This is a genomic window from Limimaricola cinnabarinus LL-001 (assembly GCF_000466965.1).
In the GTDB taxonomy this organism is placed as follows: Bacteria; Pseudomonadota; Alphaproteobacteria; order Rhodobacterales; family Rhodobacteraceae; genus Limimaricola; species Limimaricola cinnabarinus.
In genome coordinates this window covers 55,650-80,189 of record NZ_BATB01000001.1, presented here as the reverse complement: position 1 = coordinate 80,189, position 24,540 = coordinate 55,650, and the positions used below count along the sequence as shown (strand labels likewise).

Sequence of the window (24,540 nt, the reverse complement as noted above, 5' to 3'; positions counted from 1 at the left end):
CTTCGATGCTGCGGGCCGACCCCGAACGGAGAGAGCCATGCCCGAGTTCACCAGCCCACAGGGCCGCCGTATCGCCTATGACCATACGCCGGGCGAGGGGCCGGGCGTGGTGTTTCTGGGCGGTTTCCGCTCGGACAAGGAGGGCACCAAGGCGGTGTTTCTCGAAGACTGGGCCAAGCGGCAGGGCCGCGCCTTCCTGCGGTTCGACTATTCAGCCATGGCAGCAGCGGCGGCACGTTCGAGGAGGGGGCGATCGGCGATTGGGCCGAGGACGCGGCGGCGGCGCTGTCGCTGACGAGAGGACCCCAGATCCTTGTCGGCTCCTCGATGGGGGGCTGGATCTCGCTGCTGCTGGCCCGTGCGGTGCCCGAGAAGGTGGCGGGCCTCGTCACCATCGCCGCGGCGCCCGACTTTACCGAGGATGGGTTCTGGGCCGGGATGACCGGCGAGATGCGGACCCGCTTCGAGGTCGAGGGCTATCTCGACCACCCTTCCGATTACGGCGACCCGCTGCGCATCACCCGGCGGCTGATCGAGGAGGGGCGCGGCAACCTCGTGCTGCGCAGTCCGCTGCTGCTGCCGTTTCCGGTACGCTTTTTGCAAGGCACGGCGGACGAGGATGTCTCGGTCGCCACGGCGCTGCGGCTGTTCGAACATGCCGAAGGGCCGGACATGCGGCTGACGCTGGTCGACGGGGCCGATCACCGCTTTTCCACGCCCGACTGTCTCGATCTGATCGCATCGAGCGTGGCCGAGATTTCGGCGCGGGCCTAGCGCCGAGCGCGGCGGGCGATGGGGCGGGAGAGGCCGTCAAAGCCCAGCGCGCCGAAGATCACCCCGGCCCAGCCCCAGATCGCCCCCGCGGTCAGCAGCCCCATGAACAGCATCACGCCGAGCGTGGCGAGAAAAGCGTTGGTGAAGTTCGGGGCGGGCTGGCGCATGGCGGCCTCCTTAGGCCTCATATCACCTAGGGCGCGGCGCGGGCGGTTTCCAGCGCACGCGGTAACGCCTGCGCGAAGACGTCGAGATCGGCCTCGCGCCCTGCGGTGACGCGGATGCAGCGATTGAGCGGCGCCACGCCGGGCATCCGCACGAAGACGCCGAGATCGCCGAGAGCGGCCACCACCCGTTTCGCGAATGCCCCGTCGGCCCCACAGTCGATGGCGACGAAATTGGTGGCCGAAGGCAGGGGCGCGAGGCCGTTGTCATGTGCGATGGCGGCAATTCGCGCGCGGGCGCGGGCCACTTCGGTCACCACATGCGAGAGGTGCGCGCGGTCGGCGAGCGCCGCCAGCGCCCCGGCTTGCGCCATCCGGGTCAGGCCGAAATGATTGCGCACCCTGTCGAAGGCCGCGATGAGCGGCTTGGGCCCGATGGCATAGCCGACCCGTGCGCCTGCGAGGCCATGCGCCTTGGAAAAGGTGCGAAAGCGGATCACCCTGTCGTCGGCCGGGTCGATCCGGGGCAGTTCGGCCTCGGGGGCGAACTCCACATAGGCCTCGTCGAGCACGAGCAGCGCGCCATCGGGCAGCGTCTCGATCATCTCTTGGATCGTGGTGGCGTCGTGCATTCCGCCCATCGGGTTGTCGGGATTCGCGAGGTAGACCAGCTTGGCCCCCGACCAAGCGGCGCGCTCCATCAGCCCCTTGGCATCGACACGGTCGGCCTCGTAGGGGACCTGCTCGATACGCCCGCCAAATCCGGTCACGTGGAAGTCGAAGGTCGGATAGCCGCCCTTCGAGGTCACCACCCAGTCGCCGGGGCCGATAGTAAGCCGCACCAGAAGGCCCAAAAGCCCGTCGATGCCTTCGCCGACGCGGACATGGCCGGGATCGACCCCGTGATGCGCCGCGATGGCATGGCGTAGTTCATGCGCCTCGGGGTCGCCATACATCCACGCGTCCCGGGCCGCCTCCTGCATCGCCGCGATGGCGCCGGGGGCGGGGCCGAACACGCTTTCGTTTGCACCAATTCGCGCGGTGAAGGCGCGGTCCATGCGGCGTTCGAGCGTTTCGGGTCCCACGAAGGGCACGAGGTCGGGCAGCGAAGCGGCGAGCGGGGTGAGGCGTGGATCGGTCATCGGCCGAGGATGCCGCGCGGCCGTGACAGGGACAAGCGACAAACGCTTGCGCCAGCGGAAATGGGCGGCTAGCGTGCCCGTGTCAACCTGAGGATGAAAATGGTTCGATATCTGCGACGTGGCGTCCGCGTACTTCGCATCGCCTTTTCCCCCTCCGAGTTCGAGGAGCGTTCCGGATTCGACTATATCTGGGCGATCCTGCTGCTATCCGGCCTGGGCGTCGTCATGACTTTCGCCTACAAGCTGATCTTTCCGAGCTAGATCCAGACCCTCTCCGAGGGCGCCCCGCCCACGCTCCGTTTCCAAAAGCGCGGGCGGGATCGCTTCACATGATCTCGGCCAGCCGATCGAGAGCGGCGGCGAGTTGCGCCTTTTCGGCCTCGCGCGCGGCGAGATTCTGCTGGGTCTCCTCGACCACCTCCTCGGGGGCACTCTGCGCGAATTTGGGGTTGTTGAGCCGTCCGCGCAGGCCGCCCAGTTCCTTTTCGAGCTTGCCCAGCACCTTTTCGAGCCGGGCCTTCTCGGCCGAGACGTCGATGATGTCGGCAAGCGGCAGCGCCAGCGTCGCACCGGGCAGGGGCACGGTGATCGCGCCCTTGGGGGCGGCCTCGGCCTCGACCATTGCCTCGATCCGCGCCAGCCGCGAGATCATCGCGGCGTTGCGGTCCCACGCGGTGCGCACGGCCTCGTCCGCACCGACGAGGACGACCGGCACCTGAAGGCCTGCGGGCACGTTCATCTGCGCCCGGGCCGAGCGCACGCCTTCGACCATCGCAATGGCGAGCGACATCTCGGCCTCGGCTTCGGGGTCGGCCAGATCGGCGGTGGTGTATTCGGGCCATTCGGCATGAACGAGCATGGTGTCGCGCTGGGCGGTGTTGCCCCACAGCTCTTCGGTGATGAAGGGCATGATCGGGTGCAGCAGGATCATGCACTGGTCCAGCACCCAAGCCATGACCGCTTGCGTCTCGGCCTTTGCGGCGTCATCCTCTCCCTGCAGCAGCGGCTTGGAGAACTCGACATACCAGTCGCAGACCTTGCCCCAGACGAAGGCGTAGAGCCCGTTCGCGGCATCATTGAAGCGGTAGGCGGCGAGCGCCGCATCGGTCTCCTCGCGGATCTTCGCGGTCTCCGACACGATCCAGCGGTTGACCGTGGCGGTGGCCTTGGGCGGGACCGAAGGGGCGGCGTGACGCTCGGGCGCCAGCGCGCCGTTCATCTCGGCAAAGCGGCAGGCATTCCACAGCTTGGTGGTGAAGTTTCGGTAGCCCGCGATCCGCTGGGTCGAGAGCTTCAGGTCGCGCCCCATCGCCGCCATGGCGGTGAGGGTGAAGCGCACGGCGTCGGCGCCGTACTCGTCGATGAGATCGAGCGGGTCCATGACGTTGCCTAGGGACTTCGACATCTTCTTGCCCTTCTCGTCGCGGACGAGGGCGTGGACATAGACGGTGTCGAAGGGCTTCTGACCGACCACGGCGTATTGCATCATCATCATCCGTGCGACCCAGAAGAAGATGATGTCGAAGCCGGTGACCAGCGTGTTGGTCGGAAAGTACTTCTCCAACTCCGGGGTCTGTTCGGGCCAACCCAGCGTGCCGATGGGCCAGAGCCCCGAGGAGAACCACGTGTCGAGCACGTCGGGATCGCGCCAGACGGGAATGGCGGTCGGGGCCTGAGGGCTGCGGATCGCGCCCTCGTCGGTGGTGTTGCCGATCACGGCTTCGAACAGCGCCAGCGCCTCCTGACAGTCCTCGACGAAGCGGATCTCGTCATGGCCGTAATAGGCGGCCATCTTGGCGAACGCCTCCTCGCGGGTGGCGGCGCAGAACGGGGTCCAGTCGGCTTCGAGGTCGACATGGCCATCGGTGAGCGTCGGCCCGTACCACACCGGGATCTGGTGGCCCCACCAGAGCTGGCGCGAGATGCACCACGGCTCGATGTTCTCGAGCCAGTGGAAATAGACCTTGGCGTCGCGCTCGGGCAGGATCTTCGTCTCGCCGTTGCGCACGGCATCGAGCGCGGGGCCGACGATCTTCGAGGTGTCGACGAACCACTGGTCGGTCAGCATCGGCTCGATCACCACCTTGGAGCGATCGCCGAAGGGCTGCATGATCGGCTTGTGTTCCACGAGCGGCACCAGCCGGGTCTCGGGCGCGCTGCCGCCTTCCTCGGCGGCCTCGCGCTTGGCGGCCTTGGGCCCGAGGCGCGGGTCGTATTCGGGCACCATGACGGCGAGGCCCTGTTCGGTGATGTCGGCGATCACCGCTTCGCGCGCCTCGAACCGATCGAGCCCGCGATACTCGTCCGGCACGAGGTTGAGCGCGTCGGCCTCCATGACCGAAATCTCGGCACCCTTCGCCACGTCCTGCGCGCGCGCAGCGGCCTCGGCATAGGGGGCGCCGTCGGCGCGCATCGCGCCCTTGGTGTCCATGAGGCGATACATCGGGATGCCGCCGCGCTTGGCGACCTCGTAGTCGTTGAAGTCGTGCGCCCCGGTAATCTTCACGGCGCCTGAGCCGAAGTCCATCTCCGGGTACTTGTCGGTGATGATCGGGATCAGGCGGCGATGCTCCTTGGGGCCGACCGGGATTTCGCACAGCTTGCCGATGATCGGCGCATAGCGCGCGTCGTCGGGATGCACCGCCACCGCGCCGTCGCCGAGCATCGTCTCGGGCCGCGTCGTGGCGATGGCGATGTAGTCGCGCTCTTCCTCGAAGACGACATTGCCGTCCTCGTCACGCTCCACATAGGAATAGGTCTCGCCGCCGGCCAGAGGGTACTTGAAGTGCCACATGTTGCCGGGCTGCTCGATGTTCTCGACCTCGAGATCCGAGATCGCGGTCTCGAAATGCGGGTCCCAGTTCACCAGCCGCTTGCCGCGATAGATCAGGCCCTTGTCGTACATGTCGACGAAGACCTTGATCACGGCGTCATGGAAATTGCCCTGCTCGCCCTCGGGCGCGCCGGGCGCGCCGGACATGGTGAAGGCGTTGCGATCCCAGTCGCAGGACGCGCCGAGGCGCTTCAACTGATCGATGATGGTGCCGCCCGACTGCGCCTTCCACTCCCAGACCTTCTCGAGAAATTTCTCTCGGCCCATCTCGCGGCGGGTCTCGTTACCCGCCTTGGCCATCTCGCGCTCGACCACCATCTGCGTGGCGATGCCCGCATGGTCCTGCCCGGGCTGCCACAGCGTGTCGAAGCCGCGCATCCGGTGCCAGCGCGCAAGGATGTCCTGCAACGTGTTGTTGAAGGCATGGCCCATATGCAGCGAGCCCGTGACGTTGGGCGGCGGGATCATCATCGAGAAGGTCTCGGACCGGCGCGCGCCAGCGCCTGCGCGGAATGCCCCCGCCTGTTCCCATGCTTCGTAGAGCCGGGCTTCGGCCTCGGCCGCATCGAACGTCTTTTCCATCGCCATGTCCGGGGCTCCTCGGTGAGATCGGCCTTGTCTCTAGCGCGGCGGGCAGGGGAGGAAAAGGGATCAGCCCCGGTCGATGCGCGTGCTCAGGTGAATGAGCGCCTCGGTCGCCTTCACCCCGTCGAACGCGCCGATCCGATCGAGGGTGGCATCCAGCGCCTCGGTGGTGTCCGCGCGCAGCCGACAGGCGAGGTCGAAGCGCCCCGATGTGGTGTGCACCGTCTCGACCTCGGGCAGTCGCTTCAGCCCCGCCAGAACGGCAGCCTGTCGCGCAGGCGTCATCTGCACCAGCACCGTGGCGCAGATGCCGCCGCGCGCCTGCGGCGACAATCGCAGCGTATAGCCCGCGATCACCCCCGACCGTTCCAGCCGGTCGAGCCGGGCCTGCACGGTGGAGCGCGCGAGACCGAGCCGCTGCGCCAGATGCGCGACAGGCGCGCGGGCGTTCTCGCTCAAAAGTGCGATCAGCCGGGCATCTGTCGGGTCTCGTTCGGTCATATCGGCGATCCTGCCGTCGATCTGCCGACAGGTCGAGACATATCGCGCGCATCGCCGCTAGGGTCCGGCGGGGCGGGGGCGCAGCATGGAAGGAGAGGAGGCCCCTTGATGCTGCAAACCCCGATCCCCCTTCCCGAAACCGCCGACACGCGCCTTGCCGAGACGCCGCGGGACTGGCTCGCCCGGTATGGCGGCGACTCCCCGGTGCTGCTCGTCTGCCCCGAGGCGCTCTCGGCGCGGCATGACCGGTTCCGCCACGGTTTTCCGGGCGAGGTGACCTATGCGGTCAAGGCCAACCCCGATCCGGGCGTGATCGGCCAGCTCGCGGCCGGGGGAATGCGCGGCTTCGACGTAGCGTCGCCCGCCGAGATGACACTGCTGCGCGGGCTGTGCCCCAAAGCCGTGCTGCACTACCACAACCCGGTGCGGTCGCGCGCCGAGATCCGCGCGGGAATCGCGGCCGGGGTGGCTTCGTGGTCGGTGGACGACATGGGCGAACTCGACAAGCTCTCGGCTTGCGGTGTGGCACCGGGCACGGAGGTCGCGGTGCGGGTGAAGCTTCCGGTGGCGGGTGCTGCCTATGATTTCGGCACCAAGTTCGGCGCGGCCCCCGATCTGGCGCTGGCGCTTCTGACGCGCGCGACCGCGCTGGGCCTGCGCGTCTCGATGACCTTTCACGTCGGCACGCAATGCGCCGATCCCGACGCCTGGACCGCCTACATGGCAGCCTGCGACGGACTGGCCCGCGCCGCCGCTGTGCGTCTGGCGCGGCTCAATGTGGGCGGCGGGTTTCCCTCGGGGCGCGACGGGGCGGAGCCGGAACTGGCCCCTATCTTCGCGGCGATCGGCCGCGCGCATGCCGCGTTCGACGGCGCGCCCGCTCTGGTCTGCGAGCCGGGGCGCGCGTTGGTGGCCGACGCCATGGTCTATGCCGTGCCGATCAAGGCACGGCGCGGGGCGGCGCTCTATCTGGCCGACGGCACCTATGGCGGACTGTCGGAATGCCCCTCGATCGGCGTGCCACGCGTGGACCTGATCGCGCATGACCACCGCGCGCCCGAGGCGACCATGCCCTTCACCCTGTTCGGCCCGACCTGCGACAGCCTCGATCGGCTGCCGGGCCAGACGTGCCTGCCAGGCTGCGCGCAGGAGGGTGACTGGCTGCTGTTTCGTTCGGCGGGCGCCTATCTCGTGGGGGTAACCACCTGTTTCAACGGATATGGCACATATGAAAAGGGACTGGTGTCACGGCTCTGGACAGACCCGGCTCGTCCCTTAGGGTAAAGGTTAACGGCGGAAGGATCGGGATGCGGCGGGCGGACAGGGCAGGCACGGTCGGGGCAGACGGGAGAGGCCGGGATGGGCGTTCGTGACTGGCTGCTCGGACTGGTCGGACGCAGGCCCCGGCAGGCCGAGGGCCAGCCCCGCGCCCGTGGCGCCGCCACCCATGTCATCATCCTCGACGGCACCATGTCGACGCTCAGGGCGGGGTTCGAGACCAATGCCGGGCTGACCTACAAGCTGTTGCGCGAAAGCGGGCGGCACGCCAACCTGACCGTGCATTACGAGGCGGGGATCCAGTGGGGCAGCTGGGCCGAGACGCTCGACGTGATGATGGGACGCGGCATCAACCGGCTGATCCGGCGCGCCTATGGCGTGCTCGCCTCACGGTTTCGCCCCGGCGACACGATCATCCTCGTGGGCTACTCGCGCGGGGCCTATGCGGTGCGCTCGCTTGCGGGGGTGATCAGCCGGGTCGGTCTTCTGCGCGCCGAGGAGGCGACCGAGCGTAACGTGCGCGACGCCTATCGCTATTACCGCCATCGCGGTCCCGAGCCCAGCGAGGCCGCCCGCGCCTTCGCGCGGCTGCACTGCCACGACCACGTGGAGATCGAGGCCGTGGGCGTATGGGACACGGTGGCCTCTCTGGGGCTGCGGCTGCCGGGGGCGTGGCGCCATTCCCGGTCCAATCACATGTTCCACGACCACCGGCTCGGCAGCCATGTGCTGCATGGGTTTCACGCGCTGGCGCTCGATGAGACGCGCCACGCTTACGAGCCGGTGCTGTGGGTAACGCCCGAAGGGTTCTCGGGGCATCTCGAACAGGTCTGGTTTCGTGGCACGCATGGCGACATCGGCGGTCAGCTAGGCGACGCGCTCGAAAGTCGGCCGCTCGCCAATATTCCGCTGGTCTGGATGCTGGAGCGGTTGGAAAGTTGCGGCCTGAGCCTGCCCGAAGGCTGGCGCGACCGCTTTCCCGTCGATGCCGGGGCGCCCTCGGTCAGCACATGGCGCGGCTGGAACAAGCTGTTCCTGTCGCGCGGGCGGCGCATTGTCGGGCGCGATCCGTCGGAGCGGCTGCACGACACGGTGGCGGGCGGGCACCCGGCCCATTCCCGCCTTCCGGTGTCGGGAGAGGATCTGCCATCGGTCGGGCACCTCGGGGCGGCCGAATAGCCTAAGATCCTGCCTGCCGCGCGAAATGCGCCGTGATCCGGTCGATCCGTGCGCCGCGCGTCGCCGCATCCTCAATCAAAAGCTCGTGCCGTCCGCCCGCGATCACCTCGAACTCCGATCCGGGCCAGCGGGCCATCCGGTCGCCGATGCGCTTCGAATCGACCACCCATTCCTCGTCGCCAAGCAAGGTCAGGCAGGGCAGGTCGGGCGAGGCCAGCCGCGACAGCGCCCGCGTCTCATGCAGCGCCTCGTGCAGCCAGTGCAGCGACGGGGCGGCGAGGCCGAGCTCGGGATGGGCCTCGACCTGCCGGCGCACCCAGTCGAAGCTCTCGACGTCGCGGGTCAGCATGTTGGCCTCGGCGGCCTCGGCCGCGTCCTCGAGCGTGGCCGAGCGGCCGGGCGAGGGCAGGTGCGACAGACCGACCAGCCGCGAGGCGCTGCTCAGCCCCCATGCGGCGACCCGCAAGGTCGGGCGCATCAGCACGCCCCACATCGGCGCGGTAAAGCAGGCGGTGGCAAAAGGCGCGCCGCGCAACAGCGCGCGCAGCCCGATGCAGCCGCCCATGGAATGCGCCAGCATGTGGTAGGGCCCCGGCAGGCCCAGCGCATCGACATGCGCGATCAGCGCGTCGAGATCGTCCTGATATTCGGCAAAGCTATCGACATGGCCGCGCATCGCGTCGTCATGCGCACGGTCCGACAGCCCCTGTCCGCGCCAGTCGAGCGTCGCGCAGCCAAAGCCGCGCGCCACCAGATCGGCGGCGATGCGACCGTATTTTTCGGCGTATTCGGTGCGCCCGGTGAGGATCAGCACCGTGCCTTTCACCGGCTCCTTCGGCGTCTGAGGGCCGTGCCAGTGCACGGCCCTCAGACGCACCCCGTCGGCAGCGGCGATCCAGTGCGCCGCCGCCGGGCCGCAGGCCACCTCCGCAAAGAACGGTGCGGCAGGGCGGCCCGCGCCGTCAGCCAAGGACCGCCGCCAGCTTCATCGCGAGGCCCATGTCGCCATCGACCGAAAGCTTGCCCTGCATGAAGGCCGCCGTGGCGTCGAGATCGCCCTCGAGGATCGACTGGAACGTCTCGGCCTCGGCGGTGAGGGTCACCTCGGCAGGCTCGTCTCCCTCGCGCGCGCCGTTCTCGTCGATCATGATCGCACCCTCGTCCGCGATCACGAACTTGGCGGGGCCACCATCGAGGCCTTGCCCGTCCATCTTTGCGTTGAGCGCCGTCACGGCTTGGCTCACCAACTCACTCATAGCGTCGTCCTTCGCGTTCGCGGCGACCGGGATGGCCGCCGATCTGGTCCTTGTGATGGGGCAACCTCTGGTCTCGGCGCAGGCGCGCCCCTACACTATGGACTATGGGTGCAAGAATTCTTCCCTTCAAACCTGTCCTCGCGGCACTGGCCTTCGGCCTGTCCTTCGTGACCTTCGCGCATGCGCAGGCCGATCCGGAGGTCGAGCGCCTGTTCGACGAGCTTCAGGGCGCCGGCCCCGAGCAAACGCCCGAACTGGCGGCCGGGATCCGCGAGGCCTGGTCGCGCAGCGGCTCCGCCGCGATCGACCTGCTGGTGGAGCGGGGCCGCACCGCGCTGGGCGAGGGCGACATGCAGGCCGCGATCGAGCATCTGACCGCCGCCATCGACCACGCCCCCGATCTGGCCGAGGCGCATGTGCTGCGCGCCAATGCCTATTACGTCGCCGGTCTCACCGGCCCCGCGATCGAGGATCTGCGCGCGGCGCTGGAGCGCGAGCCGCGTCATTTCGGGGCGCTGCAGGGCTTTGCCGCGCTGCTCGAGGAAATGGGCCGCCCCGAGGCCGCGCGCGAGGTCTGGGGGCGGGTGCTCGCCCTGACGCCGCATGACAGCGAGGCCCTCGCCGCCGCGCAGCGCCTCGACATCATGCTTGGCGGCCGCACGCTCTGAACTTACACGCCCCAAGGGCGATACAGGACCTCCCCCCATGACCCCCTCGCGCATCGGTGCCGTGCTCGGCCCCACAAATACCGGCAAGACGCATTACGCGATCGAGAGGATGCTAGCCTATCGCTCAGGCATCATCGGCCTGCCGCTGCGGCTTCTGGCGCGGGAGGTCTATGACCGAATCGTCAAGGCCCGCGGCCCTTCGGTGGTGGCGCTGGTGACGGGCGAGGAGCGGATCGTGCCGCCGCGCGCCGCCTATTGGGTCTGCACCGTCGAGGCGATGCCCGAGATGGACGCCGATTTTCTCGCCGTGGACGAGATCCAGCTTTGCGCCGATCCCGAGCGCGGCCATGTCTTCACTGACCGGCTCTTGCGCGCGCGCGGGCGTCACGAGACGCTGTTTCTCGGCTCCGAGACGATGGGTCCGGCGATCCGCTCGCTGGTGCCGGAAGCCGAGACGATCCGCCGCGACCGGCTCTCGACGCTGAGCTATTCGGGCTCGAAGAAGCTCAGCCGCATGCCCGAACGTTCGGCCATCGTCGGCTTCTCGGTCGACAGCGTTTATGCCATCGCCGAACTGATCCGCCGCCAGAAGGGCGGGGCTGCGGTGGTGATGGGCGCGCTCTCGCCCCGGACCCGCAACGCGCAGGTCGAGATGTACCAGAACGGCGATGTCGACTACCTCGTCGCCACCGACGCCATCGGCATGGGGCTGAACCTCGACATCGGCCACGTGGCCTTTTCTTCACTGGTGAAGTTCGACGGCCACAAGATGCGCCATCTCGCTCCCGACGAGCTGGCACAGATCGCGGGCCGGGCGGGGCGGCACCGCACCAATGGCAGTTTCGGCGTCACCGGCGAGGCCCAGCCGCTCGATGACGAGGTGATCGAGGCGATCGAGAACCACCAGTTCCGGCCCGTCACCCGGCTGTTCTGGCGCAACTCCGAGCTGCAGTTCGGCTCACTCAAGCGGTTGATCCAGACGCTGGAGCAACGCACCAACAACCCGTGGCTCGGCCGGGTGCGCGAAAGCGACGATCTCGCGGCGCTCAAATCGCTCGCCGCCGATCCGGTGATCGCCGCGCGCGCGCATGACGGCTCTTCGGTGCGGCTCTTGTGGGATGTCTGCCGTCTGCCCGATTTTCGCGGCATCGGCCGGGGCGAGCATGCCGACATGGTCGGGCAGATCTTCGCGCATCTTCAGGATCGCGGTCGCATCCCCGACGACTGGTTCGCCAAGCGCATCGAGCGCATCGACCGCACCGACGGCGATATCGATGCGTTGTCGAAACGATTGGCCTATATCCGCACATGGACCTACGTCGCGCAGCGCAAGGGCTGGGTCGGGGACGAAAGCCATTGGCGCGACGTGACGCGCGGAGTAGAAGATCGCCTGTCGGATGCGCTGCACGGCGCGCTGACGCAAAGATTCGTGGATCGGCGGACCAGCGTTCTGGCCCGGCGACTCAAGCAGAAGGAGGTCATGGTGGCCGAAGTGACAGACAACGGCGACGTGACGGTCGAGGGCGAGTACGTCGGGCGGCTCGAAGGTTTCCGCTTCCGCGCCGACAAGGCCGGAAGCCCGGACGAGGCGAAGACGCTGCGGCAGGCGGCGGACAAGGCGCTCGCGCCGCAATTCCACCTGCGCGCGGACCGCTTCTACAACGCACCCGATACCGAGATCGACGTGACCGAGCAGGGCGGCCTGATGTGGGGCTCCTCTGCGGTGGGCAAGCTCGTCTCCGGCGCCGATCCGTTCAAGCCGCAGGTCGCGGCCTATGTGGACGAGGAGGCCGGTCCCGAGATCACCGACAAGGTGAAGCGCCGCCTGCAGCATTTCATCGACCGCAAGGTCGCCGCCACGCAGGAGCCGCTGCTGGCGCTGGGCAATGACGAGACGCTGACCGGGCAGGCCAAGGGCTTTGCCTACCGGATGGTCGAGAATTTCGGCGTCATCCCGCGCGGCGACATCGCCGACGAGGTGCGCGCGCTCGATCAGGAAGCACGCGGCGCGTTGCGCAAGCATGGCATCCGTTTCGGCCAGTTTACCGTCTTCATGCCGGCGCTGCTGAAGCCCGCGCCGACGCGCATCCGCCTCGTGCTCTGGGCGCTGTCGAAGAACCTGCAGGAGTTTCCCGAGACGCCGCCGCCGGGCCTCGTCACTGTGCCCGCGACGCGCGGCGCGGCGCCGGGCTACTACGCGATGGCGGGCTACCGCGCAGCGGGTGAGCGCGCGATCCGCATCGACATGCTGGAGCGTCTGGCCGACATGCTGCGCGACCGCGACAGCAAGGGCGGCTTCGAAGCGGTGCCCGACATGCTGTCGATCACCGGTCTCACGCTCGAGCAGTTCGCCGAGCTGATGTCGGGTCTGGGCTACAAGGCCGAGAAGGGCGAGCGGCCCAAGGCCAAGCCCGCCAAGGCCGCCGCGCCCGAGGAGGTGCCGGGCGAGACCCCCGACACCACGCCGCCCGCGCCCGAGGGTCCCGACGTGCCCGGCAACACGCCGCCCGAAACTCCGGCCCAGCCCGATACGCCCGGCATCACGCCCCCCGACGCGCCCGAGCAGCCGGATCTTCCCGACGAGACGCCGGAGATGCCCGAGCGGCCCGACAACGCGCCGGCGAGCCCGACGGACGTGCCGGGCACCGAGCCCGACAGCGCGCCCGCCGAGGTACCGGGCGGCACGCCCGATCGCGGCCCCGCGCCCGCACCCGACGAAATGCCCGACAGCGATCCGCCCGTGGGCATCCCGGCCGGCACCCCGACCGAGATCCCGCCCGGCACCATCGCCGTGGGCGAGACCGCGCCCGAGGTCGCGCATGATGTGACCGCGACTACCGAGCCCGCCGAGATGGAAACCTTCTACACCTTTACTTGGGCCGGGCGCGGGCAGCGCCGGGGCGGTGAGGGTCAGAAGGGCCGCCGGCAGGGCGGTCAGGGCCAAAGGCCCGAAGGCAACCGGGGCGACGCCCCGCGCGGCGTCAAGGGCAAGCCCGGCGGCAAGCCCAACGGAAAAGGCGAAGGCCGTGGCGAAGGTCGGGGCGACAAGCGCCGTGGCCCCAAGCCCGAGCGAGACGAGCGCCCGCGCAACTTCTCATCGCAGCCGTCGCGCGAGAAGAAGATCGATCCCGACAACCCCTTCGCCGCCGCGCTCGCAGGCTTCAAGCGCGATTGAGAAAGGGCGACACGACCCCCGCAGAGGCGCCGCGCCAGACGCTGCGCCTCGACAAATGGCTCTGGCAGGCCCGGTTCTTCAGACCCGCGGTCTCGCCGCGGCGTTGGTGGCCAAGGGCCGGGTGCGCGTCAACGGCCAGCCCGCCGCGCGCGCCTCGCGCGGGGTGGGGCCGGGGGATGTGCTGACCTTTCCGCAGGCGGGGCTGATCAGGGTCGTGCGGGTTCTCGCCTTGGGCGAACGGCGCGGCCCGGCCTCCGAGGCGCGCGGTCTCTACGACGATCTCGATCCGCCTGCCGCGCCGGCCGATGATCGGCAGCCCGATTGCGGGGCCGATCATCGACCCGATGGGGGACCCGGTGAGAGGTAGGCGAGGGGCCGGGGGTGCTTGAATGACCCTGCGGACTGCTCTAGCTAGGCCGCAACAAGCATCGAGGGCCCGCCAATGACCTATGTCGTCAAGGACAACTGCATCGCCTGCAAGTATACGGATTGCGTCGAGGTCTGCCCCGTCGACTGCTTCTACGAGGGCGAGAACATGCTCGTCATCCATCCCGACGAATGCATCGACTGCGGTGTCTGCGAACCCGAATGCCCGGCCGACGCGATCCGCCCCGACACCGAACCGGATGTCGAGAAATGGGTCGAGTTCAACCGCAAGTATTCCGAGATCTGGCCGGTCATCGTGACCAAGAAGGATCCGCTGCCGAGCGCGGAAGAGATGGACGGCAAGGAGGGCAAGATGGAAATGTTCTCCGAGGCCCCCGGTGAAGGCGGCTGATTCGCCCCACGCGGCCGGATGACGACGCGACCCTGACCAAAACGTCCTGTCCTCAAGGCGTTTCGCCGCGATGCGCGCGGGACGCTTCCTTGGGGGGCATTTTTGTGATATATTGATCTGGTAATGCTGCTGCAAACCTAGATCCCATCTGGCCGTCCGCGCCCCCGACGAACCCTTCGGTTTGCCGGGCCTTTCGCGCGCCGCTCACCTGCTGGGGTCGTTCAGGAAGGACGTCATGAGCAAGAAGAAGAACGAATTCCGCCCCGATGATTTCGTCGTCTATCCGGCGCATGGCGTCGGCAAGATCGTCTCGATCGAGGAGCAGGAAGTGGCGGGCATGTCGCTCGAGCTTTTCGTGATCTCGTTCGAGAAGGACAAGATGACCTTGCGCGTGCCGACGCACAAGGCGACCGAGGCCGGCCTGCGGTCGCTGTCTTCGCCCGACGTCGTGGCCCACGCCATGAAGACCCTCAAGGGCAAGGCCAAGGTCAAGAAGGCCATGTGGTCGCGCCGCGCCCAGGAATACGAGCAGAAGATCAACTCGGGCGATCTCATCGCCATCGCCGAGGTGGTCCGCGACCTGCACCGCGCCGACGACCAGCGCGAGCAGTCCTATTCCGAGCGTCAGCTCTACGAGGCCGCGCTCGAGCGGCTGATCCGCGAGATCGCCGCCGTTTCCGGTGGTGATGAAGCCGCCGCCGCCCGCGAGATCGACGGCGTGCTGGTGAGCCGCGCCGCCGCCGCCTGATCGAGACGCCAAAGCGACGAGAAGGGCCGCGCCGATGGTGCGGCCCTTTTGCGTGGCGCCAGGCCGATGCGCCGGATCTCGAGTATTTTCAGAGCGAAGTTGCCAAGGGCACCGCGTAGAGACGACGCGGTGCCTGGTGGCTTTGTCGTTCGAATGCGTACGGCGCGGACTGGCCGGTTTCCGGCGGGGTCAGATCGTCCCGGGCAGCGCCCGCCAGCCGATATCACGGCGGCAGAACCCTTCGGGCCAGTCGATCGCCTCGACCATGGCATAGGCCGCCTCGCGCGCCTGCGCGAGCGTCTCGCCCCGCGCGGTGACGTTGAGCACCCGCCCGCCAGCGGCGACAATGCCGCCCTCCTTCGCCGCCGTGCCCGCGTGGAACACCATGGCCGAAGAGCTTTCCTCAAGCGCGTCGAGACCCTGGATGCGCGAGCCTTTCTCGTAGCTGTTCGGATAGCCTTTGGCCGCCATCACGACGGTCAGCGCGTGATCCTCGGCCCATTGCGCCTCGACGCCGTCCAGTCGGCCCTCGGCGCAGGCCTGGATCAGGTCGAGCGCCTGCCCCCCGAGCCGCATCATCAGCACCTGGCATTCGGGATCGCCGAAGCGGACGTTGTATTCCACGAGCCGCGGCTGGCCGTGCCGGATCATCAGCCCGGCATAGAGCACGCCGGAATAGGGCGTGCCGCGGCGGGCCATCTCGTGCATCGTCGGGCGGATGATCTCGTCGAGCGCCTTGCGCGCGACCGTCTCATCGAGGATCGGCGCGGGCGAATAGGCGCCCATTCCGCCGGTGTTGGGGCCGGTGTCGCCGTCGCCTACGCGCTTGTGGTCCTGCGCGGTGCCGATCGGCAGCACCGTCTCGCCGTCCACCAGCACGAAGAAGCTCGCCTCCTCGCCCTCCATGAACTCCTCGATCACCACCTCCGAGCCGGCCGCGCCGAACTCGCCGCCGAACATGTGCTCGAGCGCCGCGACCGCTTCGTCGCGCTCCATCGCCACGACCACGCCCTTGCCAGCGGCAAGGCCGTCGGCCTTGATCACGATCGGCATCGATCGCGTTTCGAGATAGGCGCGCGCGGCGTCGAGATCGGTGAAATGCGCATAGCCGGCGGTCGGGGCCTTGGCTGCGTCGCAGATCGCCTTGGTGAAGCTCTTGGAGCTTTCGAGCCGCGCCGCCTCGGCCGAGGGGCCGAACACCCGCAGCCCCGCCGTCCGGCAGGCATCGGCCACGCCGAGCGCCAGCGGCGCCTCGGGGCCGATGATGACCAGATCCACCGCGTTCTCGGCGGCAAAGCCCGCCACCGCGTCGCCGTCGAGGATGTCGAGGTCGGCGCATTCGGCGATCTGCGCGATCCCGGCATTGCCCGGCGCCACGATCAGCCGGTCGCATTTCGGGTTCTGCAGCACCGCCCAGGCGATGGAGTGTTCGCGCCCGCCGGACCCGAGGATGAGGATGTTCATGGTCGCGTCTCCCGCCAAAGCCTGCCGTCGGGGCGCTTCTATGCGCGCCGGGGCCGGGGGGCAATCACCGCCGCCCGTTGAACCGCCCCGCGCGCTGGTGCACACAGTGCGCATGGACCTCTTCGAAGATGACGGCCCCGAGGCGGGCGACAACGCGCATGAGTTCACCGTGTCCGAAATCTCGGGTGCGGTGAAGAAGACCATCGAAGGCGAATTCGGCCATGTCCGGGTGCGCGGCGAGGTGGGCCGCGTCACCGTCGCGCGCACCGGCCACATGTATTTCGACCTCAAGGACGACCGCTCGGTCCTGGCCAGCGTCAGCTGGAAGGGACAGGTCTCCAAGCTGTCGCATCGCCCCGAGGAGGGGATGGAGGTCATCGCCACCGGGCGCATGACCACCTTCGGATCGCAGTCGCGCTACCAGCTCAATGTCGAGGAGGTGGTGCCCGCAGGCGCGGGCGCGCTGATGGCGATGCTGGAGAAGCGGCGGCAGGCGCTTGCTGCCGAGGGGCTGTTCGACGAGGGGCGCAAGCGGCCCATCCCGTATCTGCCGGAGGTGATCGGCGTCGTGACCTCGCCCACGGGCGCGGTGATCCGCGACATCCTGCACCGGCTGCGCGACCGCTTTCCGCGCAAGGTGCTGGTCTGGCCCGTCGCCGTGCAGGGCAAATCCTCCGCCGCCGAGGTGGCCGCCGCGATCCGCGGCTTCAATGCGATGAGCGCGGGCGGCGCGCTGCCGCGTCCCGACCTGCTGATCGTCGCGCGCGGTGGCGGCTCGATCGAGGATCTGTGGGGCTTCAACGAGGAGATCGTCGTGCGCGCCGCCGCCGAGAGCGCGATCCCGCTGATCTCGGCGGTGGGCCACGAGACCGACACCACGCTGATCGACCATGCGAGCGACCGGCGCGCGCCCACGCCCACCGCTGCCGCCGAGATGGCGGTGCCGGTCCGGGCCGAGCTTCGGGCCACGCTGGCGCAGTTCGGCGCGCGGCTGGAGCAATGCTCGCGCGCGGGTCTCGACAGGCGGGCCGAGCGGCTGCGCGACCTGTCGCGCGCCCTGCCGCGTGCCGAAGCGTTGCTGATGGGGCCCGCGCAGCGGCTCGACGCGCTCGATACCCGGCTGCCGGGCGCGCTGCGCGCCGCCATTGCGCGCAAGCGGATCGAGCTGTCGAACCATCCGCTGCGTCCCGGCCTCGTCACCCGCGCCGTCGAACGCGGGCGCGACCGGTTGAACGCCGCCTCGGCGCGGCTGCCGGGGGCGCATCGCGCGGGGCTGGCGCAAAAGCGGCTCTTGCTTCAGGGGCTGCGCCTCGGGCCGTCGGCGCTGCGGCGCGCGGTCGAACAGGAGCGTCGGACGCTTGGCCAGATCGCGGCACGGCTGCGCCCCGATCTGGTGCAGCGACCCCTCGACAAGAGGCGCGACCGCCTCGTGGCGCTGGCGCGCCTCCTCGATACGCTGAGCTACAAGTCGACGCTGGCGCGCGGCTATGCCGTGGTGCGCGGCGACGGCGCGGTGGTCACCGACGTCGCGGCGGCCCAAGCGGCCGCGTCGCTGGAGATCGAGTTCCGCGACGGGCGCATGCAGGTCGGGCAGGGGGGCAAGCCCAAGCGCGCGGCCAAGCCCGCGCCGCCGCCGCCCGAACAAGGGACGCTTCTTTAGACGCCCATTTAGACGCCGACCTCGGGCTGGCACGACAGCGGCGCCGTGCTCTCGTCGGTCTGGTAGAGCTGCGGCGTCGCGGGGTCGTTGATGAACTCGGCGCTGAGCCGCCCGCCCTCGTCGTAAAAGCGCCAGCATTCCGGGCCGGTACCGTCCTCATAGGCAAAGCAGATCGCGCCCGCGTTGGGATACCACGTTCCGTCGAGACAGCGCCCGTCGAGGAACGACCACGTCACCTGCCGGTCGGGGCCGTAACGCTCCTTGCCATAGGGCTGGCCCTGGCTCTCATAGGTCAGGGTGCGGCCTTCGACCCGGTTCTGGAATTCCTCGGCCCCGAGCGGCCTGCGCTCCTGCGCGACCAAGGGCGCGGCCAAGGTCAGTGAGAGCAGAAGGGCGAGGGCCAATGGCGCGCTGAGAAGGGAATGGGTCATGCCCCACGCTCTCACTCCGCCACCTCCGCCGCCAGCCCCTTCCGCTCCGCTGCGCGCCATTTCGCCACGCGCGGGTCCATCACCCGTCGCCATGCGCGGGGCCACAGCGCGAGGCAGGCCATCACCGGCAGGCTGCGCGGCAGCATCGGTGCCGCCTGCGGCAGATCGAGCGCGGGGTAGGGCCGGGAGGGGCGTGCGTGGTGGTCCGAATGGCGCGGCGCGTTCAGCATCATCCACGAGGAGACCGGGTGCGGACTGTTCCAGCTGTGCCGCGCGTCCACCGGTTCGGGGCGGCCATCGCCGCGCCGCGCCCGCTCCAGACCGTAGTGCTGCACGTAGTCCGACAGCAGCAGCTGCATCTGCGCGAATCCGGCGAGAGCCAGATGCGCGGCGACCCCGCCCCAACCGGCCAGCAGCAGCGAAGCCCCGAGCGCCAGCGCCGCACCGCTCGCATAGATCCGGTAAGGGTGCGTTCCGCGCGCGCCCGCGCGCCGTCGCGCCGTCTCGGCGCGCCACCCCTCGCGGAACCCGCCGCGCCAGGCGCGGGGCGCATAGCGCCAGAAGCCTTCGCCGCGCCGCGCGGTGGCCGGGTCGTCGCGGGTCGCCACCCGGACATGATGCACCAGCGGATGCGCCGAGGCATGATGCCCGAACAACAACGAGACATAGACCGCGACCCCGAGCCTGCGCGCCCCTCGCGCGGAGCGGTGGATCAACTCATGCGCGTTGGCGTTGCCCACCTGACCGAGCCAGAGCCCGGCGGCGGCGAAGACCGCGGCCTTTTCCAATGCTCCGAGCCAGCCGCCCGCCAGCGCCCAGACAGCCCCCGCCAGCACCGCGAAATGCGCCCACCCGATCGCCGTCGAGAGCGCGCCCGAAACCGGGAACTCCGCCCCCGGGCGCGGCGGCGCGAGCCGCGCGCCGATCTCGTCGAGCGTGGCCGCCAGAAGCGTCAGCGCCAGCGGCGCGACCAGCGCCCAGATCCCGCCCCATACCATCGCCGCCGCGATCAGCGGCAGCGGCAGCAGCGTGGCGGTGGCGAAGGCGAACGGCATGACGACCTCGAAGGCGGTGGGCAGGGCATCCTTGCGCGGACGCCCCTCCCTTTCCAAGATCCCTCGCAAGGGTTAGGTGAAGGAGGTAACATCAAAGACAGCAGGACCGGGCGGCGCATGTCCTTTTTCGGAAAACTCAAAGACCGACTCTTCACCTCGTCGTCCAAGCTCGACCGCGGGCTCGAGGAGATCGTCGAGGAGGGGGCCGACAGCGCCGCGCCGCAGGAGACCGCCGCGCCCGAACCGACTGCCGAGCCGATCCCCGAACCAAATCCTGCGCCCTCCGCTCCGGAGCCGCAGCCCGCCCCCGAATCCAAACCCGAACCCGAGCGGCGCCCCGAGCCCAGCGCCCCCGCAGGCCCGCGTCCCGCCACGCCTGACGCCGTGCCGCCTGTCTCGCCCCCGGTGACCCCCGGCATGCCCGCCGCACCGGTGACGCCCACCGCGCCACCGGTGCGCGAGGAGCGCGATCCCGAACCGGCACCCGAACCCGCCGCGCAGAAGCCCGGCCTGATCGGCCGCCTGTTCGGCAGAGGCGGCGATACCGCACCGCGCCGCGAGCTTGACGACGCCATGCTCGAGCGGCTCGAAGAGCTGTTGATCCAGTCCGACATGGGCGTCGAGACGGCGCTGCGCGTCACTGCCAACATCGCCGAGGGGCGCATGGGCCGCAAACTCTCGGTGCCCGAGATCAAGGACCTGCTCGCAGGCGAGATTTCCCGCATCATGGAGCCGGTCGCCCGGCCCATGCCGATCTATGCCAAGACGCCGCAGGTGGTGCTGGTCGTCGGCGTCAACGGCTCGGGCAAGACCACCACCATCGGCAAGCTCGCCTCCCAGTTCCGCGAGGCCGGCAAGTCGGTGGTGATCGCCGCGGGCGACACCTTCCGCGCGGCGGCCGTCGAACAGCTGCAGATCTGGGGCGACCGCGCCGGCGTGCCGGTGATGACCGCACCGCAGGGCACCGACCCCGCGAGCCTCGCCTATGACGCCATGACGAAGGCGCAGGCCGATGGCGCGGATCTGCTGCTCATCGACACCGCCGGACGGTTGCAGAACCGGCAGGATCTCATGGAGGAGCTGTCGAAGATCGTCCGGGTGATCCGCAAGAAGGACCCGGATGCGCCGCACAACACGCTTCTCGTGCTCGATGCCACCACGGGGCAGAACGCGCTGAGCCAGGTCGAGATCTTCCGCAACATCGCCGACGTGTCGGGCCTCGTGATGACCAAGCTCGACGGCACCGCGCGCGGCGGCGTGCTGGTGGCGCTGGCGGACCGCTTCGGCCTGCCGATCCATGCCATCGGCGTGGGCGAACAGATCGACGATCTCGCGCCCTTCGACCCCGAGGAGTTCGCCCGCGCGCTGACGGGCGCGGAAGGAGAGCTGGCCTAGTCGTGCCAGCCGAGCAGACGCTCGACCTCGCGCAGCAGCATCAACACCACGACCACCATCACGCTGGCCATTGCGGCAAGCGGGATCTGCCCCGCGCCGCAGCCCAGACCCACGGCCCCCGCGAGCCAGAGCGACGCGCCGGTGGTGATGTTGCGCACCTCGCCCTTGGAGGTGAAGATGATGCCCGCCGCGAGGAAGGCCACGCCCGAGGTCACCGCCTCGATCAGGCGCAAGGGGTCGATCCGCTTGTCGTCGGTGCCGCCGAAATCGAGCTGCGTGACCTCCTGGCCCAGCATCACGAAGAGCGCGGCGGCGAGCCCCACGAGGATATGGGTACGCAGTCCCGCGGGCTTGCCTCGCCATTCGCGCTCGATCCCGATGATCCCGGTCAGCACGATCGCCGCCATGAGCCGCATCGCCGCGACCCACGGGCCGGTGGAGCGAAACCCGGTGGCGAGATCGGCTTGCAGCGCTTCGAGCATGGATCGGGGTCTCCCTTGGTCGTTTGCGTGACAACGGCGCATCACCGCGCCGTGTTCCCGGCCCGGTGCCAAGCCGCCGGGGACTGGTCCAAAGGGGGTGTAACGCGTATGTCAGGCCCGACAGCGGGCGCGGTGCGCCCATAGGGGAGACCGGAAATGGCGCAACGCAACATCAGCCCTTGGCTCAAGCAGGCTTTGGAACTGGGACCGACGCTGGCCTTCTTCCTTGTCTATCTCAGGATCAAGGACGACAGCTTCGTGATCGCGGGAACGGAATATTCGGGCTTCATCCTCGCCACGCTGATCTTCATCCCGATCCTGCTCGCCGCCATGGGTGCGCTCTGGGTGCTCACCGGGGCGCTGAGCCGGATGCAGATCTTCACCGCCTTCATGGTGATCTTCTTCGGCGGCCTCACCGCGTGGTTCAACGACGAGCGGTTCTTCATGATGAAGACCACCATCGTCTATGGCCTCTTCGCCGTGATCCTCGCGACCGGGCTCTTGCTGCGAAAGAGCTGGCTCGAATGGGTGATGGGCGAGGCGCTGCCGATGCGCCATGAGGGCTGGCTGCTGCTCACCCGTCGACTCGCGATGATGTTCGCAGCCCTCGCCGTGGCCAACGAGATCATCTGGCGCACCCAGTCCGAGGAGCTTTGGGTCAAGCTCGAGACCTTCGCCTTTCCGGCGGCGCTCTTTGTGTTCCTGTGGCTGCAGATCGCGGCCTTGCAGTGCTACATGATCGAGCCCGAGAAATAGCCCCTCGGATTTCGAGTCTCTGAGGCACAAGGTGGCCCGGCGCATGCGCGGGGCCGCCGGGGTCGTTTCCTAACGCTGGCCGAACATGTGCCTTTGCTGGTCGCGGTCCGCCGTGCCCTGCCTCCTGTCGAGATGCAGCGCGACGCCGCGCGCGGTGGCCGGGCGGCCCTCCAGCGTGTCGAGCCACCGCGCCATATGCGGGAAATCCTCGATCTTCTGCTCCTGTCGCGCCCAGAGCCGGGCCCACGGAAACACCGCCATGTCGGCGATAGTATAGTCGTCGCCCGCCACGAACTCGGCGCGGGTGAGCTGCCGGTCGAGCACGCCGTAAAGCCGCGCGGCCTCGCCCCTGTAGCGGTCCTTGGCATAGGCGATGTCCTGCGGCGGGGTCAGGTTCGGCGCGTAGTGCAGGAAATGATGCGCCTGTCCGGCCATCGGCCCCAGCCCGCCCATCTGCCACATCAGCCACTGGTCAACCGCGATGCGCGCCCTTTCGGTCGCGCCGCAGAAACGGCCGGTCTTGCGCGCGAGATATTGCAGGATCGCACCGCTTTCGAAGATCGAGACCGGCGCGCCGTCGGGGCCGTCAGGATCGGTGATCGCGGGCATCCGGCCGTTGGGCGACAGCGCAAGGAATTCGGGGCGGCGCTGATCGCCCGCGCCGATGTCCACCAGATGCACCGCGTAGGGCAGGCCCATCTCCTCGAGCGCGATCGACACCTTCCAGCCGTTCGGGGTGGGCCAGTAATGCAGATCGATGGGGTCGGGCATGGCGAGGATCCTCCTGCGGTGATCCGGCAAGACTGGCAGGCCACGCGGCGGATGCAAGCGGGCAGGGCAGGCGGGACCGGTCGGGGGCGGAACGGGCCGCGCCGGTGCCACGCTTGACCGGGACCGGGCCGGCAGCTATCGCGACGTCAGACAGCGGCGTCCGGACCGGGGCGCGGCCTCTGTGCCGCGACCGACCGTGCCGCCCCGGAACAACTCGGCCCGGAGGCCATCACATGACCGAATATCGCAAACGCACCCGCGCGGTTCACGCCGGCACCCGCCGCAGCCAGTATGGCGAGGTGAGCGAGGCGATCTTCATGACGCAGGGCTTCGTCTATGACAGTGCCGAGGCCGCCGAGCAGCGTTTCGTCAAGATCGAGGGCGACGAGTTCATCTATGCCCGCTACGGCAACCCGACGGTCAAGATGTTCGAGGACCGGCTGGCCTCGCTCGAAGGGGCCGAGGCCGCCTTCGCCTGCGCCTCCGGCATGGCCGCCGTCAACGGCGCTCTGACCTCCATGCTCAAGGCGGGCGACCATGTCGTGTCGAGCCGGGCGCTGTTCGGCTCGTGCCTCTACATCCTAGAGGAGATCCTGCCGCGCTACGGCGTCGAGGTGAGCTTCGTCGACGGCAAGAACCTCGACGAGTGGCGCGCCGCGATCCGCCCCGACACGGCGGCGGTGTTCTTCGAGAGCGTCTCGAACCCGGCGCTCGAGGTGGTCGACATCGCCGCGGTGTCCGAGCTGGCCCACGCCGTCGGCGCCAAGGTGGTCTGCGACAACGTCTTCGCCACGCCGGTCTATTCGGAGGCGATCGCCCAGGGCGCCGATGTCGTCGTCTATTCGGCCACCAAGCATATCGACGGTCAGGGCCGGGCGCTGGGCGGCGTGATCCTCGGCACCGAGGAGCACATCCGCGGCGTGGTCGAGCCCTACATGAAGCACACCGGCGGCTCGCTTTCGCCCTTCAGCGCATGGCTCATGCTCAAGGGGCTGGAGACCATCGAGCTTCGTGTGCGCGCGCAGACCGAAAGCGCCGGGCGCGTGGCTCAGGCCCTGTCGCAGGAAAGCAAACTGGCCCAGGTGATCTACCCCGGTCTGCCCACCCATCCGCAGCACGACCTCGTCGAGCGGCAGATGGCGCCGGCGGCACTGTCGTCGTTTTCGACGCAGGTTCGCGAGAAGCTGCATTCAAGCTTCTGAATTTTCTCGACATCGTGATCATTTCGAACAACCTTGGGGATGCCAAGTCAATCGCGACCCATCCGGCATCGACCACGCATCAAAGGTTGCCGGAGTCACAAAAAGCGGCACTTGGAATCACACCGGGCCTGATCCGGTTGTCTGTCGGGCTCGAGGATGCCGAGGATCTGATCGAGGATCTGAGACACGCAATCGCGGCCATCTGAGTTCGGAAAACCGGACCGGGCAGATCGCGGCAGGCCT

22 protein-coding genes and 2 pseudogenes are annotated in these 24,540 nt (G+C 68.8%); 13 read left to right on the top strand and 11 right to left on the bottom strand.

Going from position 1 to position 24,540, the window contains the following annotated elements:
* The first annotated feature begins 37 nt into the window (after nt 1-37).
* Nucleotides 38-774, top strand: a pseudogene (locus tag MBELCI_RS00355) (alpha/beta hydrolase).
* Here the strand turns inward: MBELCI_RS00355 and MBELCI_RS20900 are convergent.
* Both MBELCI_RS20900 and MBELCI_RS00350 read right to left on the bottom strand, forming a co-directional pair.
* Nucleotides 771-941: a hypothetical protein gene (locus tag MBELCI_RS20900; RefSeq protein WP_021692127.1), complete on the bottom strand. Its 171-nt coding sequence runs from the start codon at nt 939-941 to the stop codon at nt 771-773. The pseudogene MBELCI_RS00355 and the gene MBELCI_RS20900 sit on opposite strands and share 4 nt — an antisense overlap.
* A gap of 26 nt (nt 942-967) precedes the next feature.
* Nucleotides 968-2,080, bottom strand: coding sequence for a pyridoxal phosphate-dependent aminotransferase (locus MBELCI_RS00350; RefSeq protein ID WP_021692126.1), 1,113 nt, complete (start codon nt 2,078-2,080; stop codon nt 968-970).
* Nucleotides 2,081-2,179: 99 nt separating this feature from the next.
* Here MBELCI_RS00350 and MBELCI_RS20895 point away from each other — a divergent pair, with 99 nt between their 5' ends.
* Nucleotides 2,180-2,341 (top strand): hypothetical protein, encoded by a 162-nt coding sequence (locus MBELCI_RS20895; protein WP_021692125.1) that lies wholly within the window; start codon nt 2,180-2,182, stop codon nt 2,339-2,341.
* A gap of 64 nt (nt 2,342-2,405) precedes the next feature.
* Here MBELCI_RS20895 and MBELCI_RS00345 read toward each other — a convergent pair whose 3' ends face one another.
* Both MBELCI_RS00345 and MBELCI_RS00340 read right to left on the bottom strand, forming a co-directional pair.
* Complete coding sequence (locus MBELCI_RS00345) at nt 2,406-5,501, bottom strand: valine--tRNA ligase (RefSeq protein ID WP_021692124.1); 3,096 nt, start codon at nt 5,499-5,501, stop codon at nt 2,406-2,408.
* A gap of 63 nt (nt 5,502-5,564) precedes the next feature.
* Entirely contained in the window at nt 5,565-5,999 is a 435-nt protein-coding gene (locus tag MBELCI_RS00340) for an Lrp/AsnC family transcriptional regulator (RefSeq protein ID WP_021692123.1), read from the bottom strand.
* Between the two features lie 108 nt (nt 6,000-6,107).
* Between MBELCI_RS00340 and MBELCI_RS00335 the strand changes: the two genes are divergently transcribed.
* Complete coding sequence (locus MBELCI_RS00335) at nt 6,108-7,283, top strand: type III PLP-dependent enzyme domain-containing protein (RefSeq protein ID WP_045319506.1); 1,176 nt, start codon at nt 6,108-6,110, stop codon at nt 7,281-7,283.
* 75 nt (nt 7,284-7,358) lie between these two features.
* Nucleotides 7,359-8,456 (top strand): T6SS phospholipase effector Tle1-like catalytic domain-containing protein, encoded by a 1,098-nt coding sequence (locus MBELCI_RS00330; RefSeq protein WP_021692121.1) that lies wholly within the window; start codon nt 7,359-7,361, stop codon nt 8,454-8,456.
* A 1-nt stretch (nt 8,457) separates the two neighbouring features.
* On the opposite strand, the gene MBELCI_RS00325 is transcribed toward MBELCI_RS00330, so the two are convergent.
* Both MBELCI_RS00325 and MBELCI_RS00320 read right to left on the bottom strand, forming a co-directional pair.
* Nucleotides 8,458-9,426: an alpha/beta fold hydrolase gene (locus tag MBELCI_RS00325; RefSeq protein WP_045319505.1), complete on the bottom strand. Its 969-nt coding sequence runs from the start codon at nt 9,424-9,426 to the stop codon at nt 8,458-8,460.
* A complete protein-coding gene (locus MBELCI_RS00320; RefSeq protein WP_021692119.1) occupies nt 9,419-9,712 on the bottom strand; it encodes an SCP2 sterol-binding domain-containing protein in 294 nt (97 codons plus the stop codon). Before MBELCI_RS00320 ends, MBELCI_RS00325 begins: the two co-directional genes overlap by 8 nt.
* Before the next feature lie 104 nt (nt 9,713-9,816).
* Here MBELCI_RS00320 and MBELCI_RS00315 point away from each other — a divergent pair, with 104 nt between their 5' ends.
* The 5 genes from MBELCI_RS00315 to MBELCI_RS00295 all read left to right on the top strand — a co-directional run bounded on the left by MBELCI_RS00315 (nt 9,817) and on the right by MBELCI_RS00295 (nt 15,081).
* The gene (locus MBELCI_RS00315; RefSeq protein WP_021692118.1) at nt 9,817-10,380 is read left to right on the top strand and encodes a tetratricopeptide repeat protein; all 564 of its coding nucleotides are present in this window, start codon (nt 9,817-9,819) and stop codon (nt 10,378-10,380) included.
* A 37-nt stretch (nt 10,381-10,417) separates the two neighbouring features.
* On the top strand, nt 10,418-13,555 hold the full coding sequence (locus MBELCI_RS00310; protein ID WP_021692117.1) for a helicase-related protein: 3,138 nt from the start codon (nt 10,418-10,420) through the stop codon (nt 13,553-13,555).
* A gap of 55 nt (nt 13,556-13,610) precedes the next feature.
* Nucleotides 13,611-13,922: an RNA-binding S4 domain-containing protein gene (locus MBELCI_RS00305; RefSeq protein ID WP_021692116.1), complete on the top strand. Its 312-nt coding sequence runs from the start codon at nt 13,611-13,613 to the stop codon at nt 13,920-13,922.
* A 75-nt stretch (nt 13,923-13,997) separates the two neighbouring features.
* Nucleotides 13,998-14,333: a ferredoxin FdxA gene (gene fdxA, locus MBELCI_RS00300; RefSeq protein ID WP_021692115.1), complete on the top strand. Its 336-nt coding sequence runs from the start codon at nt 13,998-14,000 to the stop codon at nt 14,331-14,333.
* A 235-nt stretch (nt 14,334-14,568) separates the two neighbouring features.
* Entirely contained in the window at nt 14,569-15,081 is a 513-nt protein-coding gene (locus MBELCI_RS00295) for a CarD family transcriptional regulator (protein WP_021692114.1), read from the top strand.
* A 189-nt stretch (nt 15,082-15,270) separates the two neighbouring features.
* Here MBELCI_RS00295 and purD read toward each other — a convergent pair whose 3' ends face one another.
* Nucleotides 15,271-16,545 carry a phosphoribosylamine--glycine ligase gene (purD, locus tag MBELCI_RS00290; protein ID WP_045319504.1) on the bottom strand — a complete coding sequence of 425 codons (1,275 nt, stop codon included), beginning with the start codon at nt 16,543-16,545 and terminating at the stop codon, nt 15,271-15,273.
* A gap of 112 nt (nt 16,546-16,657) precedes the next feature.
* Between purD and xseA the strand changes: the two genes are divergently transcribed.
* Nucleotides 16,658-18,205: an exodeoxyribonuclease VII large subunit gene (gene xseA / locus MBELCI_RS00285; protein WP_045319503.1), complete on the top strand. Its 1,548-nt coding sequence runs from the start codon at nt 16,658-16,660 to the stop codon at nt 18,203-18,205.
* An 8-nt stretch (nt 18,206-18,213) separates the two neighbouring features.
* Here xseA and MBELCI_RS00280 read toward each other — a convergent pair whose 3' ends face one another.
* Both MBELCI_RS00280 and MBELCI_RS00275 read right to left on the bottom strand, forming a co-directional pair.
* Entirely contained in the window at nt 18,214-18,636 is a 423-nt protein-coding gene (locus MBELCI_RS00280) for a hypothetical protein (RefSeq protein WP_021692112.1), read from the bottom strand.
* A gap of 11 nt (nt 18,637-18,647) precedes the next feature.
* Complete coding sequence (locus tag MBELCI_RS00275; RefSeq protein WP_021692111.1) at nt 18,648-19,748, bottom strand: alkane 1-monooxygenase; 1,101 nt, start codon at nt 19,746-19,748, stop codon at nt 18,648-18,650.
* A 60-nt stretch (nt 19,749-19,808) separates the two neighbouring features.
* Between MBELCI_RS00275 and ftsY the strand changes: the two genes are divergently transcribed.
* Nucleotides 19,809-21,086, top strand: coding sequence for a signal recognition particle-docking protein FtsY (ftsY, locus tag MBELCI_RS00270; protein ID WP_021692110.1), 1,278 nt, complete (start codon nt 19,809-19,811; stop codon nt 21,084-21,086).
* On the opposite strand, the gene MBELCI_RS00265 is transcribed toward ftsY, so the two are convergent.
* Nucleotides 21,083-21,568 (bottom strand): MgtC/SapB family protein, encoded by a 486-nt coding sequence (locus tag MBELCI_RS00265; protein WP_021692109.1) that lies wholly within the window; start codon nt 21,566-21,568, stop codon nt 21,083-21,085. The genes ftsY and MBELCI_RS00265 overlap by 4 nt on opposite strands.
* A 156-nt stretch (nt 21,569-21,724) precedes the next feature.
* Here MBELCI_RS00265 and MBELCI_RS00260 point away from each other — a divergent pair, with 156 nt between their 5' ends.
* A complete protein-coding gene (locus MBELCI_RS00260) occupies nt 21,725-22,324 on the top strand; it encodes an inner membrane-spanning protein YciB (protein WP_021692108.1) in 600 nt (199 codons plus the stop codon).
* A gap of 69 nt (nt 22,325-22,393) precedes the next feature.
* On the opposite strand, the gene MBELCI_RS00255 is transcribed toward MBELCI_RS00260, so the two are convergent.
* Entirely contained in the window at nt 22,394-23,095 is a 702-nt protein-coding gene (locus MBELCI_RS00255; protein WP_021692107.1) for a glutathione S-transferase N-terminal domain-containing protein, read from the bottom strand.
* A gap of 233 nt (nt 23,096-23,328) precedes the next feature.
* On the opposite strand from MBELCI_RS00255, the pseudogene metZ reads away from it, so the two are divergent.
* Nucleotides 23,329-24,503 (top strand): annotated as a pseudogene (gene metZ, locus MBELCI_RS00250) (O-succinylhomoserine sulfhydrylase).
* Nucleotides 24,504-24,540 lie beyond the last annotated feature (37 nt).